At 64.6% G+C, this 18222-nt stretch carries 15 protein-coding genes and 1 pseudogene; 3 read left to right on the top strand and 13 right to left on the bottom strand.

The window, feature by feature from the left end; genetic code table 11:
* Positions 1–12 precede the first annotated feature (12 nt).
* The gene (folE2, locus tag QZ613_RS13100; RefSeq protein ID WP_291982780.1) at positions 13–822 is read right to left on the bottom strand and encodes a GTP cyclohydrolase FolE2; all 810 of its coding nucleotides are present in this window, start codon (positions 820–822) and stop codon (positions 13–15) included.
* 537 nt (positions 823–1359) lie between these two features.
* Between folE2 and QZ613_RS13095 the strand changes: the two genes are divergently transcribed.
* The gene (locus tag QZ613_RS13095; RefSeq protein ID WP_291982778.1) at positions 1360–2319 is read left to right on the top strand and encodes a MerR family transcriptional regulator; all 960 of its coding nucleotides are present in this window, start codon (positions 1360–1362) and stop codon (positions 2317–2319) included.
* 323 nt (positions 2320–2642) lie between these two features.
* On the opposite strand, the gene QZ613_RS13090 is transcribed toward QZ613_RS13095, so the two are convergent.
* The 10 genes and pseudogenes from QZ613_RS13090 to QZ613_RS13045 form a co-directional block, all read right to left on the bottom strand.
* Positions 2643–3575, bottom strand: a complete 933-nt coding sequence (locus QZ613_RS13090; protein WP_291982777.1) for a peptidylprolyl isomerase — start codon at positions 3573–3575, stop codon at positions 2643–2645.
* Positions 3576–3689: 114 nt separating this feature from the next.
* On the bottom strand, positions 3690–4313 hold the full coding sequence (locus tag QZ613_RS13085) for a YSC84-related protein (protein WP_291982775.1): 624 nt from the start codon (positions 4311–4313) through the stop codon (positions 3690–3692).
* 126 nt (positions 4314–4439) lie between these two features.
* Positions 4440–4937 carry a DUF1269 domain-containing protein gene (locus tag QZ613_RS13080; protein ID WP_043566511.1) on the bottom strand — a complete coding sequence of 166 codons (498 nt, stop codon included), beginning with the start codon at positions 4935–4937 and terminating at the stop codon, positions 4440–4442.
* A 122-nt stretch (positions 4938–5059) separates the two neighbouring features.
* Positions 5060–5266: a hypothetical protein gene (locus tag QZ613_RS13075; RefSeq protein ID WP_291982774.1), complete on the bottom strand. Its 207-nt coding sequence runs from the start codon at positions 5264–5266 to the stop codon at positions 5060–5062.
* Between the two features lie 44 nt (positions 5267–5310).
* A pseudogene (locus QZ613_RS13070) lies at positions 5311–6320 on the bottom strand (DUF1214 domain-containing protein); the annotation flags it as partial.
* 216 nt (positions 6321–6536) lie between these two features.
* Positions 6537–8306, bottom strand: a complete 1770-nt coding sequence (locus QZ613_RS13065; RefSeq protein WP_291982772.1) for a SulP family inorganic anion transporter — start codon at positions 8304–8306, stop codon at positions 6537–6539.
* Between the two features lie 570 nt (positions 8307–8876).
* Positions 8877–9731 carry a polyphosphate kinase 2 family protein gene (locus QZ613_RS13060; protein ID WP_291982770.1) on the bottom strand — a complete coding sequence of 285 codons (855 nt, stop codon included), beginning with the start codon at positions 9729–9731 and terminating at the stop codon, positions 8877–8879.
* Between the two features lie 36 nt (positions 9732–9767).
* Positions 9768–12365 carry a plasma-membrane proton-efflux P-type ATPase gene (locus tag QZ613_RS13055; protein WP_291982768.1) on the bottom strand — a complete coding sequence of 866 codons (2598 nt, stop codon included), beginning with the start codon at positions 12363–12365 and terminating at the stop codon, positions 9768–9770.
* Positions 12366–12544: 179 nt separating this feature from the next.
* Positions 12545–12676: a CcoQ/FixQ family Cbb3-type cytochrome c oxidase assembly chaperone gene (locus tag QZ613_RS13050; protein ID WP_291868500.1), complete on the bottom strand. Its 132-nt coding sequence runs from the start codon at positions 12674–12676 to the stop codon at positions 12545–12547.
* A 69-nt stretch (positions 12677–12745) separates the two neighbouring features.
* The gene (locus tag QZ613_RS13045; RefSeq protein ID WP_291982766.1) at positions 12746–13249 is read right to left on the bottom strand and encodes a DUF1269 domain-containing protein; all 504 of its coding nucleotides are present in this window, start codon (positions 13247–13249) and stop codon (positions 12746–12748) included.
* A gap of 352 nt (positions 13250–13601) precedes the next feature.
* Here QZ613_RS13045 and QZ613_RS13040 point away from each other — a divergent pair, with 352 nt between their 5' ends.
* Both QZ613_RS13040 and QZ613_RS13035 read left to right on the top strand, forming a co-directional pair.
* On the top strand, positions 13602–14222 hold the full coding sequence (locus QZ613_RS13040; RefSeq protein WP_291982764.1) for a hypothetical protein: 621 nt from the start codon (positions 13602–13604) through the stop codon (positions 14220–14222).
* 290 nt (positions 14223–14512) lie between these two features.
* Positions 14513–15139, top strand: a complete 627-nt coding sequence (locus tag QZ613_RS13035; protein WP_291982762.1) for a TMEM165/GDT1 family protein — start codon at positions 14513–14515, stop codon at positions 15137–15139.
* 5 nt (positions 15140–15144) lie between these two features.
* On the opposite strand, the gene QZ613_RS13030 is transcribed toward QZ613_RS13035, so the two are convergent.
* Complete coding sequence (locus QZ613_RS13030; protein WP_291982760.1) at positions 15145–16470, bottom strand: anaerobic C4-dicarboxylate transporter; 1326 nt, start codon at positions 16468–16470, stop codon at positions 15145–15147.
* 102 nt (positions 16471–16572) lie between these two features.
* On the bottom strand, positions 16573–17973 hold the full coding sequence (locus QZ613_RS13025; RefSeq protein WP_291982758.1) for an aspartate ammonia-lyase: 1401 nt from the start codon (positions 17971–17973) through the stop codon (positions 16573–16575).
* Positions 17974–18222 lie beyond the last annotated feature (249 nt).

Genomic DNA, 18222 nt, shown 5'->3' with positions numbered 1-18222 from the left:
TCTCCTTGCCGTTCAGGCGCGCTGAGGATTTTCGCCACAGATCTCGGCATAGGCCGAGTGGTTGTGGATCGATTCGAAGTTCTCCGACTTCACCGTCCATTGCGCGATCCGTGGCTCTTTCATCAGACGCAGCGCGATGTCGCGGACCAGGTCCTCGACGAACTTCGGATTGTCGTAGGCGCGCTCGGTCACCCACTTCTCGTCCGCTCGCTTGAGCAGTCCGAACACTTCGCACGAAGCTTCCTCCTCGGCCAGCCGCACCAGTTCCTCGGGCGACATCCCCGAACGCAGGCGAGCGCTGATCGTGATGTGCGAGCGCTGGTTGTGCGCGCCGTAGGCACTGATCTCCCGGGAACACGGGCAGAGGCTGGTCACCGGCGCAACAATCGCCAGGGTCAGCTCGCTGCGCTGCCCTGCACGTTTCTCGGCGATCATGCGCACGTCGTAGTCGAGCAGGCTCTTGGCGGACGACACCGGCGCCACCTTGCTGATGAAGTAGGGGAAGGCCAGTTCGATCTCGCCGCTCTGCGCATCCAGGCGGAGGAGCATTTCGTCGAGCATGCGCAGCAGGCGGTTCACGTTCAGCGGCGCACGCTTCTCTTCGAGCAGCTCGACGAAGCGCGACATGTGCGTTCCCTTGACCTCGGGCGGCAGACCGACCGACATCGACAGCCGGGCGACGGTGTTCTGCACCCTGCCGGCCGCGTCGAGCAGCGCCAGCGGGTAACGCAGGCCCCTGACGCCAACCTTGTGAATCGCCAGTTGCCGCTGATCGGCACTGGCCTGTATGTCGGGGAGGAAAAAGTATTCAGGTGCGTTCATGGCGTACTCTCCAGTGGCGAAAAAGCGAGTGCTCGATGGTCGCCGGCCGCAAGACCGCGCATCGAAGCGATGGGCCTTCGTGTCCAGGACATATAAACCAGGGCCCGATATGGTCGGCAATCGCTCCCGGCCGCTGGCTTGTTCCCGTCGGGAGCAGCCCAGCAGCCAATCTCAGTCGCTCAGCGACGGCGTGCGCCGAATTTTCCGGTCGCCGTCGGCGCTGAAACGGACACCGCGAGAAGACTTTTTGTCCAGGACATAAATACATGTCTCGCACTTTATTGGCGTATCGTCGACGTGTCAAGGCCTTTTTGTCATTTTGTCCAGGACATCCAGCGAACCGCCTCAGGAATGATCGTTGGCGAACCGACCTTGGCGCAGACCAGCCGAAGGTCCCCGACCAGGCTCGACCGGCCATGGACTTTGCCAGCGCTTTTACCACTCCGGGAACAGCAGAAGCCTCAGCACTGCGAACCGGAAAAATGTCCTGGACAATTTCAGACATCTAGGCTAACTTGCACGGCAGGCGGTTACGCCATGAGCGCCCTTCCTGCAACCACTTCCCGGCACGATATGAACAAGCTTCCAGTCATGAACATCGGCGCTGTCGAGCGCGACACCGGTCTCGGCAAGGACACCCTGCGCGTCTGGGAGCGCCGCTATGGCTTCCCGCAGCCGACTCGCGACGAGCACGGCGAACGCGCCTATCCTGCCGAGCAGGTCGATCGGCTACGCGTGATGAAGCGCCTGATCGACCAGGGCCTGCGCCCCGGCCGCCTGTGTGCCGCCAGCGAGGAAGAGTTTGCCGAGCTGAGCAAGGCCTGCGCAGCGCCGCCGCGCGACGACTCCGGGCAGCACGCAGCGGTGATCGGCCAGACGCTCGCCCTGGTCAAGGCGAACGACGTTGCGGCGCTCCGCCAGCTGCTCAACCAGGCGATGATGCGGCTCGGCCTGCAGCGTTTCGTCATCGACGTCGTCGCGCCGCTCAATGACGCCGTCGGCGAAGCCTGGATGAGCGGCGAGTTCGAGGTTTTCGAGGAGCATCTGTACAGCGAGCAGATCAGGTCGCTGTTGCGGCAGGCGATCGGCAACCTGCCGGCCGCTGGCGGCGCGCCGCGCATCCTGCTGACGACTCCGCCCGACGAACAACACGTGCTCGGCCTGCTGATGGTCGAAGCGCTGCTCGCACTCGAGGGCGCGACCTGCATTTCGCTGGGCACGCAAACGCCACTGGTCGACATCGAAATGGCCGCCCGCGCCCACCAGGCCGACATCGTCGCCATCTCGATTTCGGCTGCCTTCCCGGGACGACAGGTCGCTGCGCTGGTCAGCCAGTTGCGCCAGATGCTGCCCGCGGCAATCGACCTGTGGGTTGGCGGCACGGGTGCTCAACGCGCGACGCCGGAGACCGGCATCGTGCTGCTGCCGACCCTGCAGGCCGTGCTCGACGCGCTCGAAGCGTGGCGAAACGAGCCCGCTGGAACGCGCCATTCGTGATCGGACCTTCGGCCACCATCCGCTTCACCATCCGCCACCCACCCGTCGTCATTGCGAGGAGGCGTAGCCGACGCGGCAATCCAGAGGTTTGGCTTTTCGCGTGATCAATAGGTCAATGCGGCGGGAACGAGAGAGAGGATGGAACTGGATTGCCGCGTCGGCTGCGCCTCCTCGCAATGACGGGGGTGGGGGGGTGGGGCGGCGGGTGTAGTGCTGCATTCCTGACGAGACTTTCGCCAACTCCGAAAGCCGCGCAAAAGATGACAGGCCGGCGGGAAGTCTCGAATTTCAACCGGCGTGCAGCACTACACCACGAGCAGGGCTTACTTGCCGGCGGCGCCTGCAGACGCCGGGGCTGGCGCTGCCGCCGGGGTGGCTGCCGGCGCTGCGGCCGGCGCTGACGCTTCGACAATCGCGATCTTGGCCTTGGCCTTGAGATCGTCGAGCAGTTTCGTCAGTTGTTGCTGCTGCAGGTGTTGCGCCAGATCGGCTTTGACCTGGTCAAAGGGAGGTGCTTGTACCGGCCGGGTGTCTTCCAGGAGGATGACGTGATAGCCAAACTGGGTGTGCACCGGCTCCTGCGTGAAGCTGCCCTTTTCCAGCTTGCTGGCTGCGCTGCCGAACTCCGGCACCATCGAGCCCGTGTCAAACCAGCCCAGCTCGCCGCCATTGGCCTTGGAGCCGGGATCCTTGCTTTTTTCCCGGGCCAGCTTTTCGAACGCCGCCGGATCTTTCTTCAGCCTGGCGATGATGTCCCTGGCTTCGGCCTCGGTCTCGACCAGGATATGGCGCGCCTTGTACTCGCTGCCGGCGGCCATTTCCTTCATGCGCTCGTATTCGGCTTTCAGCATTTCTTCGCTGACCGGATGGGTCTTGATGAAGTCCTGGACATAGGCGTTGGCCAGGATCGACTGCCTGAGCATATCGAATTGCTCGCTGATCTCGGGCATCTTGTCCAGCCCCTTCTTCACCGCCTCCTCGGCGATCAGCATTTGCGCGGTCAGATGCTCGATGATCCCCCGGCGCATTTCGGGAGTGTCCGGTTGGCCGGTGCTGGCGCCCTGCTTGACGATCATGTCGACACGCGCCTTGGTGATGGCGGTGCCGTTCACGGTCGCCACGGCGTCTTCCTGCACCACCGGCGCGGCGGCTTCCTTCGCTGCCGGTGCAGCGGCTTTTTGCTCGGAGTTGCAGGCGCCGAGGGCGAGCAGCGAAGCGGCGCCGGCGAGCAGGACGCGGGACTTGATGAATCTCATGGATGTTTCCTTGCGGTGAAAGTGGCGTCCGCGGGCGCCTGCGCCCGAACTGCGGCGCAGATTGCCAGCGAAACGAAGGGTTGAGGAACGAAACGGCGGTGCAGCGAGAAGGACTCAGTTGAGGTCGGGGTCCTTGAAGAATTTTGTCCCCGACACCGTGAGCGTGGCCGAAAGCCCGCTCTCGGTCAGTTGGTACAGGTAAACGCCGGGTGCCACCGACGCGGCGCCGGCAAACATGCTGCCCTGACCGCGGTCCATCGCCGCGAAGCTGGCCTGGCCGCCGAAGTCCCAGCCCTGGTCGATGAAGTTGCGCAGGGCCTGCTCGCTGGCGAAGACGAAGATCAGGCGGTTCTTGTTGACCCCGAAGCCCAGCCCGCCCTGCACCTGCGCCATCTGCATGAAGGTCTGGCGACCGGTCATTTGATTGACGACCATGCCCTTGCCGGTGGTGCCGCCGGCAAAGAAGAGCTTGATGCCGAAGGTGCTGAAAACGGCATAGCCCGCCGAGCGCTCGATCGCCCGATGCGCGCCCGGCGCAATCTCGTAGAGCGAGCTCAGCGCATCCTGTGCCATCTCGCGAACCTGCTGCCGGCCCTGAATGATCTTTCCTTCGTTCGGTACGCCCGCGGGCAGGACGTTCTCAACGTCCTTCACGGGGTCCCAGGACCATTGCTCGGCGGCGAGCGGTGGCGAAGCGAGACAGATGGCTGCGGCGCAGACCAGCAGGCGGGTTTTCATGGTGTGTTCTCCTGAAGCATGGGTGTCGCGATACGAAGGAATAATGGCCTGTTCATCTGCCGTCTGCGGGGCGCCATTGCCGGCGAGTGGCGACGGCGCGCCGACTGACCGCCGACTGCCGTACGCTCAGCCGACCGCCGGGGCGGCGCTGAGGGCCGCCTGCAGCTTCGCTTCGTCCTGGTGCGACAGCGTCGTCTCGATGACCTTGCCGCCGGTGCCCTGCAGTGCTTCCAGCACCTTGTCGGGATTTGCCTGACGGACCAGGACGAAGAGTACCGAACTGCCGTTCTTGAACGTCGCCGCAAGATCCTTCAGGAAGTCCTCGTCGACGCCGGCGCCGGCCAGCGCGCCCCTGATCGCGCCGCCGCGCGCGTCGCTCGCCATGGCGAGCACCGGGTCCATGACGATGGCCCCGACCAGCGTATTCCAGAAACCCTTGCGTCCTTCGACCACGGCGGCCGGCTTGTACATCTGCAGCAGGGTGACCTCGCCCTGGTCGTCCTTGACGGCAACAAGCGCCTCCGCGAGATCGACGAGGTGGTCCTGCTGCAGCTTGCGCAGCTTGGTGCGGACTTCTTCTGCCCGGAATTGATCATCGTAGGCAATTACCACGAGCTTGCTCATGAAACGTTCTCCTAGCTTGGTTGAGTGACAGTGATCGGGTGCGTGTTCCGACGGGTTCGCGACGGCGTGGCAATCGCCTGCATTACGACAGCGGCAAAGCGCCCTCTTCGGCCCGAAGGATATCATCCGCAGAGCCAATCGGCAGCAGGCTGGCCGTGGTCGCTGCGCCAGTTTCCGTCGCGGGCGCGCACGGCAGGCCCGATATCGGCGCTGCTGCCTCCGACAGGCACGGTCCGGCGGTCGCCATCGGCGACCGTCAGCTCCGCCGTGACGGTGGCCTTGCCGTAGAGAAACCATTTGTGGATGGTTTGATGGAGGGCGGGCCGCAACCGGGTGATCGCGGCCCGCGTGCCTCACCGGCGAATCAGCCGGGTCACTTCACCAGTTCCACCTCGCTCGGCCGCCACTTCTGCGTGAAGAACGGTTCGAGGGGGCTGTACAGGCGCAGCATGGCGATAAATCCCTTGTTGGGCGTGGTCTGGATCCAGTTGCCGCGCTTGACCCCGCCGGGTTGCTTCGGGCCGAAGAACACGACGGTCGAACCATCGGCGCCCGCTTCGGCGGCCGGCGACGGATAGCTCTGGCTGCCGGCGCGCGGAAAGCGTTGCGGCGTGTCGAGCATCGAGCGCGTCATGGTGTCGTAGAGCGTGAACGACCAGAACTTGCCGGCCGGGATGCCCTTGGGCAAGGTCACCTTGTAGGTCTTGCCACCATCGAGATAGTTCTTGTCCGCGTCGACCATGGTCCAGACGTATTGCGAGCCGATGCCGGGCAGGCGCATGGCCATCGCCGGCGTGATGCCGGTGACGCCGTAGAAGAAGGCGCTGCGCGCGTCCAGCTGGCGGTAGCCGGTGGGCGGGAACGGCTTCACACCTTCCCGCGTGATTTCCGGAATCGGCGTCTCGAACTCGTAGCCGCTCTCGAACAGCATGTTCACCCAGCCCGAGTCGGGATAGTGATACCAACTCGGATCGCGGGGATTCATGAACAAGCTGCGCGCCGTGGCGTTGGCGAGTGCGACCGCCTCGGTCATGATCTTCTTCATCCGCGCATCCGGGGCAAACGACTTGCCCTTGACGATGCCGATGGCGGCGATCGGCCCCATCAACTCGGGATCGAGGGAGGTCGCCGGCTCCTGCTGCACGACCTCGTTGAGGGATTCGAAGTAGCTGAAGTCGTTCGGCGGAAGAGTGTTCATCACCTTGCCGCTCCCGTCGTGGAACACGGTCGGCGGGGGCGGCGTGACCGGCCCCAGCTTCGCCTTGCCAGCCAGGAACTCGGCGATCGGAGTGCCCACACCGCGGCCTGGTAGGGATAAATCCGGGTGTATTTCCTGATCGCATCGGCGGCGGGCTTCGGATCGTTGTCCTCGAGAAACATGCGCCGATGCATAGGTGACCGGCTACATGCCCGACGCACGGAGCAGGCGCGCGAAGGAGCGACGCTGTTCGTCATCGACCACGGCCACGCAGTTGCGTGCAGAGTCTTGTTTCGCCATGGCCGTGCAGCGTAGCGCTTTGACGGCGCGTCGCCTACTGCCCGATGGGGAAGCGCGGGAGAACGCGTGGCTGCCGTCGGCGACGGCAGAGGTGCTCCGGGTCATGCTGACGGGCTCGTGGCCGCCGGGCAGGCTGGCGGCGTGCCGTCGCCCTCGGCGACCGCCGCCTCGGCGCTGGCGGGCGGGTCCTCGTACTCGGCGACGAGCGCGTGGATGGAGCCGTAGATCGCGTGCTGGCCCAGGATCGCGGTGATTCCGTGGCGCTCGAATTGCGCGCACACGTCCGGGGCGAGGTTGGCGAATACCAGCCGGATGCCCTGCTCCGCGAGCAGCTTGCAGGTGTCGCGCAGCATCGCCGCCGCCGAGAAATCCACGTCACCGATCGCCGCCGCTTCGACGCAGAGACATCGAAGGGGCGACGGCCCCGGGGTCTTGGCCAGTTCGAGAACCTCGTCGGCGAACTGGCCGGCGTTGGCATAGTAGAGACTGTGGCTGAACCGATAGACGATCAGACCGGGCGCGATCTGCTGCGGAGCGCTCAGCGCCACCATCTGCCAGCCCTTCTTCCTCTTGTCCGCGGCGATCACGGAATTGGTGCCGCGGTAGCTTCGCCGCACGTGATCGAGCAGCGACAGGATCATCGCCAGGACGATGCCCTGCTCGACGCCAACGACGACGACCGTTGCCGCCGTCACCAGGGCGACCCAGAACTCGGTGCGCGCTTCGACGAAGATTCGCGTCATGCCCTTGATGTCGATCATTCTCACCGCCACCAGGAAAACGATCGCCGCAAGGACGGCGTCGGGCAAATGCGCCAGCGGGCCGGTGAGGAAGAGCAGGACCAGCAACACGATGGCGCTGGTGGTGATCTGTGAAATCTGGCTGCGGCCACCGCCGCCGGCGACCATCGCCGTGTTGGTCGGGCTGCCATTGACGATGAAGGTCCCGGACAGCCCGGCACCCAGGTTGGCCATGCCCAGACCGACCATGTCGACGTTCTCGTCGAAGCGATCGTTGTACTTGGCGGCGTAGGCACGCGAGGTCGCGGCGCTTTGCGAGAGGATGACCACGAAGCAGGCCAGCGCGATCGGCGCCAGCTTCCAGAGCAGCGGCCAGCTCCAGTCGACCTGTGGCAGACCGAGCGTCGGCAGACCGCTGGGTACCGCACCCAGCGTTGCCAGGTGGGCGTCGATACCCAGCGCCCAACTGACGGCGATGGCGCCAATGACGGCGACCAGGCCACCGGGAATCTTCTCCGACACCTTCTTGCTGCCGAGGATCACCGCCAGCACGGCCAGCGCCATCGCCAGCGCGTAGGGATTGGTCTGGCCAATCGATTGCGCGTCGTGCACGATCTGCGCGAGCGGATGGTTGCTGATCCGCGGCAGGCCCAGCAAGCCGGAGACCTCGAGCAGCGAGACCTGCACGCCGACGCCGGTGAGAAAGCCGGTGAGCACCGTGCGCGAGAGAAAGTCGGCGAGGAAGCCCAGCCGCAGGACGCGCGCGGCGAACATGAATACCGCCGCCATCAGTGCCAGCAGGCTGCACAGCGCCAGCCACTCGCTGGATCCCCGCACGGCCATGCCGGCGAGCCCGGCGGCGACCACGGCCGCCGTTGCCGAATCGGCGTTGACCGACAGATAGCGCGACGAGCCGAAGATGGCGAACAGGCACATCGGGATGAGGATGGTGTACAAGCCGGTGATCACCGGCGTGCCGATGATCTTGGTGTAGCCCATCGTCCCCGGAATCGACAGCGCGGCGAGGGTGAAGCCGGCGATGATGTCGCGACCGACGCCGGCCCGGTCGATTGGCAGGATGCCCTGCAGGATCGGCCAGCGGTAGCCCCTTTCCTCGCGCGCCTGTGTCATTGTGACTCTCCCTCTCTCACCGCAGGGCACGCTGGCGTAGCGTGCGTTCTTGACCAGACCTTGCGCAAGCTTGAAGGCCGCGGGCAACCCGGCTGGGCGCCGCATGAGCGCCGAGACTTCCGGCAAGCCGGACAGCCGCTTGCAACGATGTCGTCGCCGGCATCTCTAGCTTCCATACGGCGTGCAACACTATGCTAGTGCAGTGTTGCATTCTTGATGCGACTTTTTGGGTCTGCCGAAAGCAGGGCGAAAACCCGGTGTTGGCTGAAATTCGCAGCGCCCATGCCGGGGCGGCCGTCGTCGCCATCCACGGCGCTCATGCCCCACACCGTCATTGCGAGGAGGCGAAGCCGACGCGACAATCCAGAGGTCTTGCTCTTCGCGCGGTCGCTGCGGCGGAAGATGGCAAGAGGAGGGAACTGGATTGCCGCGTCGGCTGCGCCTCCTCGCAATGACCAGCGGGCTGGCGTGTTGCCGCCTTCCCGACGCGGCTTTCAGCCAGCCCGACAGCCGCGCGCAAGCCCCGCGGTGGCGGGGATGTCCATGTTCCACTCTGCGCGCAACACTACGCTAGCCCTTGCCGTTCCGCTTTTCCTGCGCCGCGGCCGCCGCGTGGTACTTGCGGCGCACGTCTTCGAGGTCCACCCGCGTCGGCGGCAGCTTGAGCTTCATCTCCTCCATCGTCTCGGCGATGATCTGCGAAGTCGCCAGGTTACGGAACCACTTGTGGTTCGCCGGGATGACGTACCACGGCGCATGCGCGGTGCTGGTCTTGACCAGAGCCTCTTCATACGCTTCGACGTACTGCGGCCACAGCTCGCGCTCCGAGTAGTCCGACTCGCTGATTTTCCAGTTGCGGGCGGGATCGTCGAGCCGCTGCTTGAAACGCTCGAGCTGTTCCTCGGGGCTGATGTGCAGGAAGAACTTGAGAATGCGCGTGCCGTTCTCGGTAAGCAGCTTCTCGAAGTCGTTGATCAGCGCGTAGCGTTTCGACCACACCGATTCGGGGACCAGCTCGTGCACGCGCACGACCAGGACATCCTCGTAGTGGGAACGGTTGAAAACGACCACTTCGCCCTTGCCCGGCGTTCGCTGGTGCGCGCGCCACAGGAAATCGTGTGCCGCTTCGGCGGCGCTCGGCTGCTTGAAGCCGAACACCGACGTCCCCTGCGGATTCATGCCGCTGAACAGGTGACGCACGACGCCGTCCTTGCCGGCAGCGTCGAGCGCCTGCAGCACGACCAGAAGCGACTGGTCGGCGTTGGCGTAGAGCAGCGCCTGCAACTCGGCCATGCGGGTAACGTATTTGGTGATCTCCGGCTGCGCCGCCTCGTTCGAGGCGTGCCCGCCGCTCTGCGCCGGATCGATCCTGGCCAGCTTGAGCTTCTTCGTGGGGTTGACGACGAATTCCTTGCGATAGTCCATCGTTTGCGACTCCTTTGCCGAGTGTCGGATAGGGCCCTATGCTGCCGGGACGTGCGGTTGCAGCGACTGGTTGACCAGCGCGGCGCTCTTCATGTGCCGTGCGGTCCGGTAGCTGGCGAAGCGGTCGTAGGCAATGCGAACGCCGCCAAGGATGAACATCCAGGTCGCCACGTAGAGCCACACCCAGCCGACCAGCTTCCAGGGAATCGCCGGGACCAGCAAACCAAAGCCGCACATCAGCGCCGCCGCGACCTGCGTTCCGGCGATGGCCCAGAGCAGCGGTGCGGCCGGGTAGGGCCGCTGAAAGAACCAGTTTTCGGTACGGGTAACGAACAGCAGCAGCTGCCCGCCGCCCACCAGCTGCAGGAACATCATCGTCTGCAGCTGCGCGTGCGTTGCCAGCCCGAAGTCCGCCTGCAAATGTGGCTCCGACAACACCTTGACGCCAAACAGCAAGAGGCCGAACGACTCGGCCACCAGGAAGGCGCCGAGAATCGAGGCCAGGCCGAAGATACGCGGCAGTTCCCAGCGCACCGGCCGCGGACTGACCGGCGTGTTGTCGTAGGCGATGGTCATCATCGGCAGGTCGTTGAGCAGGGACATGACGACGATCATGATCGCCGTCAGGGGCGAGAAGGCAAGGAAGATGGTCGATAGGACGACGACGAACATGATGTCGAGGGTCAGCGCGATGCGATAGGTCAGGTAGCTGTTGATGCGCCCGAAAATGCGGCGCGCCTCGTCGATGGCGCCGTTGATCACCGACAGGCCGGGGGCGGTGAGGATCAGCGCCGCGGCACCGCGGGCGGCATCGGTGGCGCCCGAAACGGCCGTGCCACAGTCGGCCTGCTTCAGTGCCGGTGCGTCATTGACGCCGTCTCCGGTCATCGCCACGAGATGGCCGCGCGACTGCAGCGCCTTGACGATGGCGTACTTGTGCTCGGGGAAGACGCGCGCGAAACCGTCGGCGCGTTCGATCGCGTCGATGATCGCCGGCGGCACCTTGTCGGGATCCATGTCCTTGGGGAAGGCATCCGCCGCCGGGATGATATTCGTTCCCATGCCGAGCTGGCGTGCGGTCTCGATGGCGATGGCGGTGTCGTCGCCGGTGATCATCATCACCCGCACGCCTTTCTCCGCCGCCTTGTCGATGGTTTCCTTGGAGTCGTCGCGCGGCGGGTCGAACATCGGCAGGATGCCGAGAAACGACCAGCTCGCGCCGCCGTCGGCCGAGCGCGCGACGCCCAACGCCCGTGCGCCCTGCGCGGCCAGCTTGTCCACCGCGTCCTTGACCTTCTGCGCGACATCGGCAGACGCCTGGGCAAGATCGACGATCGCTTGCGGCGCCCCCTTGGCGACCATGAACGACTTGCCGCTGGCGTCGCTGACCGTCGCCTGCGTGCGCTTGGTGACCGGATCGAAGGCCACGAACTTGGTCAGGGTCCAGCTCTTGAGGACGCTCTGGTCCTTGAGCGCGGTGATCACCGCGGTATCGATGGCGTCCTTGTCCTCGAGCTTGGACGCCAGTGCCGCGGCCAGGATGCAGTCCTGCGGATCGCTGGCGGCGAAGAGCATCGGCTCGCTGAGGCTCAACTGGTTCTTGGTCAGCGTGCCGGTCTTGTCCGAACAGAGAATGTCGACGCCGGCCATTTCCTCGATCGCCGACAGCTTGGAAACGATCGCCTGCTCTTTCGACAGCGCCAGTGCGCCGAGCGCCATGGTGATCGAGAAAACGGCCGGCATCGCCACCGGAATCGAGGCGACCATCAGCACCAGAACGAACTGCAGGATGCCGAGGGCGTCGGCGAGGTTCCAGTCCTTGGCAATCACGATATCGTGGTAGACCTTGACGGCCACCATGACCAGCGTCAGACAGACGGCCACGATGATCAGAAAGTTGCTGATCTGGAACATCGCTTTCTGTGCGTGGCTGACCGAACCGGCGCCGGCGACAAGCTTGGCGGTACGACCGAAGAAGGTGTTGCCGCCGGTGGCGATGACCACCGCCTCCATCTCGCCCTGCTTGACGACACTGCCCGAGTAGGCTTCGTCGCCGACCTGCTTTCTGGCCGGCAACGATTCACCGGTGAGCGCCGCCTGGTCGATCGACGCGAAGTCGCCGCTGGTCAGGCGCAGGTCGGCGGGCACGATCACGCCGAGGCGGATCTTGACCATGTCGCCGGGCACCAGCGTCGATGCCTGCACCGTACTCCACTGGCCGTCGCGCAGGACGGTCGCCTCGGGGGCCAGTCCGGCCTTCAGGGCAGCCAGCGCGTTCGACGCCTTGCGGTCCTGCCAGTATTCGAGCGCCGCGTTGAACACCAGCAATGAGCCGATGATCACGAAGTCGTCCCAGTGGCCGAGCAGCGCGGAGACCAGTGCAGCGGCCTCGATGACGTAGGCCATCGAGCCGGTGAAGTAGCCGCGAATCTGCTCGCCGAGGCTCCTTTCCTTGACGATGATCGCATTTGGGCCGTATCTGGCCGCGCGCTGCTGCGCTTCGGCAGCGCTCAGGCCCTGGTCGGGTTTTACGGCAAGTGCGGAGAGAACCTCGTCGACCGGAATCTTCTCGAGATCGGGAGCGGCGGCGTTGCTTCCGGCGCCTGCGTTTGATTGCTTGCCAACCTCTGCCACGGCTCTCTCCAGACAAAAGGGTGATCAGGAAAACGTGCAACCCAAGAACGGCCGACAGCTCGCCCTCCCCGGCCAGCCGAATGCCACCTGCAATGGGGCTCGCCGGGAAGGGTCTGAAGCCTGGCGGGCCCCGACGTGCCTCTGGCCGCCAGCCCGCGAACGAACGGCTGGCTCGCCGCTCAGTCCTTTCCTTCTTCGAAAGGAATCCGCGACTCTTCCTCGAAGCGCGCCTTGCGCTTGCGGCCGAACACCCAGATCACGATAGCGACGAAGGCGGCAATCAGGAGCCAGTGGTAAACGCTCAAATCCATTCTTGATCCTCCTCGTCCGCGCCCCCAAGCGCTCACCCGGGGCGTGATTGCCAGCAAGCTGCGCCGGGGTCAGCCCGCAGCCGCGGCGTTGGCGGTGTTGAGTACGGCCTGCAGCTTCTCTTCCTCTTCGTGCGTCAGCGAAGTCTTGATGACCTTGCCGCCGGTACCCTGCAGCTGTTCCAGCACCTTGTCGGGCGTCGCCTTGCGGACCAGAACGAAGAGCACCGAGCTACCGTTCTTGAACGATGCGGCGAGGTTCTTCATGAAGTCGTCGTTGATGCCGACGTCGGTCAAGGCGCCACTGACCGCACCGGCACCCGCACCAACGGCCATGCCCAGCAGCGGGCTCATGAAGATCAAGCCGATCAGGGCGCCCCAGAAACCGCCACTCAAGGCGCCGGCCGCAGCAAGCTGGTACATCTGATGCAGCTTCACCTTGCCCTGGTCGTCCTTGACGGCAACCACTGCGTCTTCGAGATCGATGAGGTATTCCCGCTGCATCTTGCGCAGCATGGTGCGGACCTCCTCGGCTTTGAATTGGTCTTCGTAGGCGATTACGACTAGGTTGCTCATCAATAATTCTCCTGTGACACGGTTGGCTCGAAGTAGTCGGTGGTCCGCCGGCCTTTCGCGGGCGAGACGACCTGCCCCTAACTCGAGCTTCATGGCGACGTCTTCTCGGCTGAATGGCCGGACTACGGATACTCACGGCGGCGGCGAATGCCGCCGTCAAGATAAACCCTTTTTCCGGCGAAGAGTCTCCGCGCCCGGAATTCTACATCAGAGCAACGCTATCGCCTGGCGCAAAGCGAAGCCCATGAACGAGCCGTTCGCCCCTGCGCCGGGGACCCGGTGTCGGCAGCAGCGAGGGTTGGCGCGCTCGTTGCTGCAAAAGCGGGTGCTGCCGACGAAGGATTCGCTGAAGATGCTATATTTCAATCCGCCGTACCGGCACGACCCGCAGCACAACTGGATGATCGACATGAAGACCGTTCATTACCTTCTCCTGGGAGTTTTCGCCGCAGCGGCCGCCGCGGCGCAGCCAATCTACGAAACGCCCGGCAAGGATGGTCCCGTCTTCTCGGACCTGCCAAGCCAGGGGCGGGACCTGCCAAGCCCGGGGGCGACCGAGGTGACCCTGCCGCCGATCAACCTCAGCGACTCGCCGCCAGCGGCGCCGAAACCGCCCGCCCAGACCCCGGCCGTCGCTGCCCACTACCAGTCGCTGGCGATCACCGAGCCCGCAAGCGGCGGAACGATCCACTCGAACACCGGCCAGATCCCGGTTCGGCTCGCCATCCAGCCGGCGCTGCGCGCCGAACAGGGTGACGCCATCGTAGTCACTCTCGATGGTGGCGCGCTGCCCGGCACCTACACCACGGCGCAGTTCGAAATCAGTGCTTCGCAATGGCAGGCAGCCGCCACGGACAGCGTCGAGCATCAACTCCAGGTGTCGATAATGGACCGCTCGGGAAAGCTGCTGATCACATCCGCGCCGCAGAGTTTCTACGTCCACCGCGCCACGGCGGGCAGCCGGGCGAGGTAGACCGGCCTGTCGCCGCAACCAGGCAACACCGGCAATCCCGGCGTCGATGGCATTGCACTGTGCTGGTTGCGAGTCCTGCTCCTGCTGGAGGGGTCTCCGGGCGGGTTTCGGCGCGGCGGCCAATATCTGTCAACAACTGTCAATTCGTGCTCTCGATATGCCTCCGGACTTGCCGCGAACGGTTATACTCGCGCACTTCGCGGCGCGCCGATGAGCGAACTCCGCCATCGTGAGCAGGCCGCTTCCGTGATCCCTTTCCGGAAACCCCGATCGACAACGCGCAGAGCCCCATGGAATCCCTTGCCTCCCTGCTGAGCACCGGCAACCTGGTCGAGCTGTCGGCGACGACGGCGACCAGCTTCGTCTTGATCGCCGCCGCCGAAATCGGCGACAAGAGCCAGCTGGTGTGCATGACCCTGGCCTCCCGGCACCGGCCGGCACCGGTGATGCTCGGCGCACTGGCCGCCTTCGCCCTGCTCAATACGCTGGCGGTCGTCTTCGGGGTGGCCATCGCCAACTGGTTGCCACCCTACGTCGTCGGCGCAATCGTCGCCGTCCTGTTCGCCCTCTTTGGCGTCCACGCCTTGCGCGCCAAAGACGACGCAGGCGACGAACAAGTCGAGGAGAAAAGCGGCCAGGGCATTTTCTTCACCACCTTCATCCTGCTGACGGTGGCCGAGTTCGGCGACAAGACGCAGCTCGCGGTGGTGGCCCTGAGCAGCACTCAGGTTCCGGCCGCGGTCTGGCTCGGCGCCACCGCGGCACTGGCCGCCACGTCGGCGCTGGGAATCGTCGCCGGTCGCACCCTCCTGCAAAGAATCCCGATCGCGCTGCTGCACCGGATCAGCGGTGCCTTTTTCCTGATCCTGGCGCTGCTCGCCGCCTGGCAGGCCTACGCGGCGTACAGCGCGGCGTAGGCCGCTCAGAAAACAAGGCGGGCCAGCAGCAGGCCGGTGGATACGGCGGTCACCGTCGCCACAAGCCCCGGGATCATGAACGAGTGATTCAACACGTATTTACCGATTTTTGTCGTCCCCGACAGATCGAAGTTGATCGCCGCGATCAGAGAACCATAGGTGGGGATGAAGAAGTAACCGTTCACCGACGGGAACATCGCGATCAGGAACTGCGGCGGAATACCGAGGACGATTCCAAGTGGCATCAACGCACGGGTCGTCGCAGCCTGACTGTAGAGCAATACCGACGCGAAGAACAGGCCAAAGGCAAAGGTCCACGGCGCCACCTCCGCCAAGTGGCCGATCGCCGGAACGATCACCTCCTTGTTCGCGGCGATGAAGCTGTCACCCAGCCACGCCAGACCGAAAATACCGATCACCGCCACCACGCCGGCGCGCAGCGTTGCCGTTTTCGGCACTTCGTCGACGTTCACCCGGGTCAGCATGAGCATGATCGCCGCGACCGCCATCATCACCACCTCGATGACGATCGGCATGCCGATGGCGCTCTTGGCGCCGGGCAATTGTCGCAGTTCCGGGAAGAAGCCGAGCAGCACGACGAGCGCGACGCCGCTCAGGAAGAGGTACGCCGATAGCTTGGCGGCGGGCTTCAGCGGTGGCCTATCGGCGGCCGCCTGCGGCGCCGGGATCTCGCCCGCCCGCAAGCGTGCCTGGTACTCGGGATCGTCCTTCAGATCCTTGCCGAGGAACATCGAGACGACGGCGGCGGCGATGACACCGGTCAGGGTGGCGGGAACGCAGATCATCAGAATCTGCGGCAGTCCCCACTGCGTCATGCCCTTCTCGGCAAACAGGCCGATCATCGCCGCCGTCGCCGCAGCGACCGGACTGGCGGTGATCGCCTGCTGCGAGGCAATGGTCGCGATCGCCATCGGTCGCTCGGGACGAATGCCGCTGCGGTGCGCGGTCTCGTAGATCACCGGCAGCAAGGGGTAGACGATGTGGCCGGTTCCGGCGACGAAAGTGAAACACCAGGTCGTCAGTGGCGCGACGATGGTGACGTATCTGGGGTTGGCGCGGATGATGCGTTCGGCGACGCGCACCAGGAAGTCAATGCCGCCGGCCGCGTCCATCACCGACGCGGCCATGATCACCGCCAGGATGATCAGCATCACGTCTATCGGCGGCGACGTCGGCGTGACGCCGAAGCCGATGATCAACACCAGGAGTCCGACCGCACCCCACAGGCCGAGCCCGACACCGCTGTAGCGCGCGCCCATCCAGATTGCCGCCAGCACGACGACGAATTGCAGAAAGATAGCCAGTGTCACGACCGCTCCCCCAGGTAGTGGCCGGAATCCCTATCCCGGCCTGTTTGACGACGACTTGCTTGGCCGACGCGCGCCTCGCGAGTCGGCCGCAGGTGCGGACGCTTATTTCCCGAGATTCCCCTTGATCAGGTTCTCGAGCGAGAACAGCTCGTCCCATTTCTCCTGGCTCAGCAGCTTGCGTTCGTCGACCACGATCTGCTGCAGCGACTTGCCGGTCTCGTAGCCCTCGCGCGCGATTTCAGCACACTGCTTGTAGCCCAACGACTGCTTCAACAGGGTAACGATGCCGAGCGAGTTGAGGACCATGTCGCGCGAGTGGTCGGCGTTGGCGGTGATGCCGCGGACACAGTTCACGCGCAGGCTGTTGACCGCATGTTCCATCGTGAAAATCGACGTAAACAAGGCAAAGGTGATTACCGGCTCCATGACGTTGAGCTGGAGCTGGCCCGCCGAAGCGGCCAGCGTCACGGTCAGATCGAGCCCGATGACCAGGAAACTCGTCTGGTTCACCACTTCCGGTATCACCGGATTGACCTTGCCCGGCATGATCGACGACCCGGGCTGCATCTGCGGCAGATTGATCTCGTTGAATCCGCAGCGCGGACCCGAGGCGAGCAGGCGAATGTCGTTGCAGATCTTGGTAAGCTTTGCCGAAGTGCGCTTGAGCACGCCCGACAACTGCACGTAGGCGCCGGTGTCGGAAGTCGCCTCGACCAGGTCGCCGGCCAGGATGAGCTTGATTCCAGTGAGATCCGACAGGCAGCGGGTGACCATTTCGGGGTAACCCGAGGCAGCGGTCACCGAAGTGCCGATTGCCGTAGCGCCGAGATTGACCTCGTGCAACAGCTGGCGCACGTCGGCGATACGGTGCACTTCCTCACCGATGGTCGTACCCCAGCCGTGGAATTCCTGCCCGAGCGACATCGGCACGGCATCCTGCAGGTGCGTGCGCCCCATCTTGAGGACGCCCTCGAACTCCTTGCCCTTGGCGTGAAAAGCGTCCTCGAGGCGGCGCAGTGCGTCCATGTAGCTGGTCAGGCGCAGGATCAGAGCCAGCCGGAAAGCGGTCGGATAGACATCGTTGGTCGATTGCCCGCAGTTGACGTGGTCATTGGGGTGGACGAACTCGTACTCGCCCTTCTTGTGGCCAAGGCTTTCGAGCGCCAGGTTGGCGATGACCTCGTTGGCGTTCATGTTGGTCGAGGTGCCGGCGCCGCCCTGGATGAAGTCGGTGACGAACTGCTCGTCCATCTCGCCAGCAATCAGACGGTCACAGGCGCCGATGATCGCATCGGCAACGCGTGCATCGATGACGCCAAGATTGCGGTTGGTCAGCGCCGCCGCTTTCTTGACATAGCCGAAAGCCTTCACGAAGAACGGCTCGGCCGACATCGGGATGCCGGTGATGTGGAAGTTCTGCAGTCCGCGTAGCGTTTGCACGCCGTAGTACGCGTCATCGGGCAATTCCTTCTCGCCCAGGAAGTCCTTTTCGATTCGTGCCATTGCGACTCCTTTCGCTTGCGTGGGGGGCGACCGCCCGACGGGTTCGACAACCGTGTTCCGGGAAATGCGACCTGTGGCGACTACGGTTTGTCTTGTGCGAGAAGCTCTGCGGCCAGCTCGCGCTGCGCAGCGGTTCTCGACCTGGCGCGTGAGCAGCTGCCGCCATCGCGCTGATTCTAGTCCATGCAGGCGACGGTGGCTTGAGCTTGGGCGCTCTTCATCACGCCGCCACTCCAGCGCACACGCATC

This window comes from Candidatus Accumulibacter sp. ACC005 (genome assembly GCF_907163215.1).
Classification (GTDB): domain Bacteria; phylum Pseudomonadota; class Gammaproteobacteria; order Burkholderiales; family Rhodocyclaceae; genus Accumulibacter; species Accumulibacter regalis.
Note: the sequence above shows the minus strand (reverse complement) of the source record. Positions and strands in the feature narration are given on the sequence as shown.

Coding starts and splice junctions, on each gene's coding strand:
- QZ613_RS13085 (WP_291982775.1), bottom strand. CDS start 4,313: ATGAAAACCCGCCTGCTGGTCTGCGCCGCAGCCATCTGTCTCGCTTCG.
- QZ613_RS13065 (WP_291982772.1), bottom strand. CDS start 8,306: ATGACACAGGCGCGCGAGGAAAGGGGCTACCGCTGGCCGATCCTGCAG.
- QZ613_RS13035 (WP_291982762.1), top strand. CDS start 14,513: ATGGAATCCCTTGCCTCCCTGCTGAGCACCGGCAACCTGGTCGAGCTG.
- QZ613_RS13050 (WP_291868500.1), bottom strand. CDS start 12,676: ATGGATTTGAGCGTTTACCACTGGCTCCTGATTGCCGCCTTCGTCGCT.
- QZ613_RS13090 (WP_291982777.1), bottom strand. CDS start 3,575: ATGAGATTCATCAAGTCCCGCGTCCTGCTCGCCGGCGCCGCTTCGCTG.
- QZ613_RS13095 (WP_291982778.1), top strand. CDS start 1,360: ATGAGCGCCCTTCCTGCAACCACTTCCCGGCACGATATGAACAAGCTT.
- folE2 (WP_291982780.1), bottom strand. CDS start 822: ATGAACGCACCTGAATACTTTTTCCTCCCCGACATACAGGCCAGTGCC.
- QZ613_RS13045 (WP_291982766.1), bottom strand. CDS start 13,249: ATGAGCAACCTAGTCGTAATCGCCTACGAAGACCAATTCAAAGCCGAG.
- QZ613_RS13080 (WP_043566511.1), bottom strand. CDS start 4,937: ATGAGCAAGCTCGTGGTAATTGCCTACGATGATCAATTCCGGGCAGAA.
- QZ613_RS13060 (WP_291982770.1), bottom strand. CDS start 9,731: ATGGACTATCGCAAGGAATTCGTCGTCAACCCCACGAAGAAGCTCAAG.
- QZ613_RS13025 (WP_291982758.1), bottom strand. CDS start 17,973: ATGGCACGAATCGAAAAGGACTTCCTGGGCGAGAAGGAATTGCCCGAT.
- QZ613_RS13040 (WP_291982764.1), top strand. CDS start 13,602: ATGCTATATTTCAATCCGCCGTACCGGCACGACCCGCAGCACAACTGG.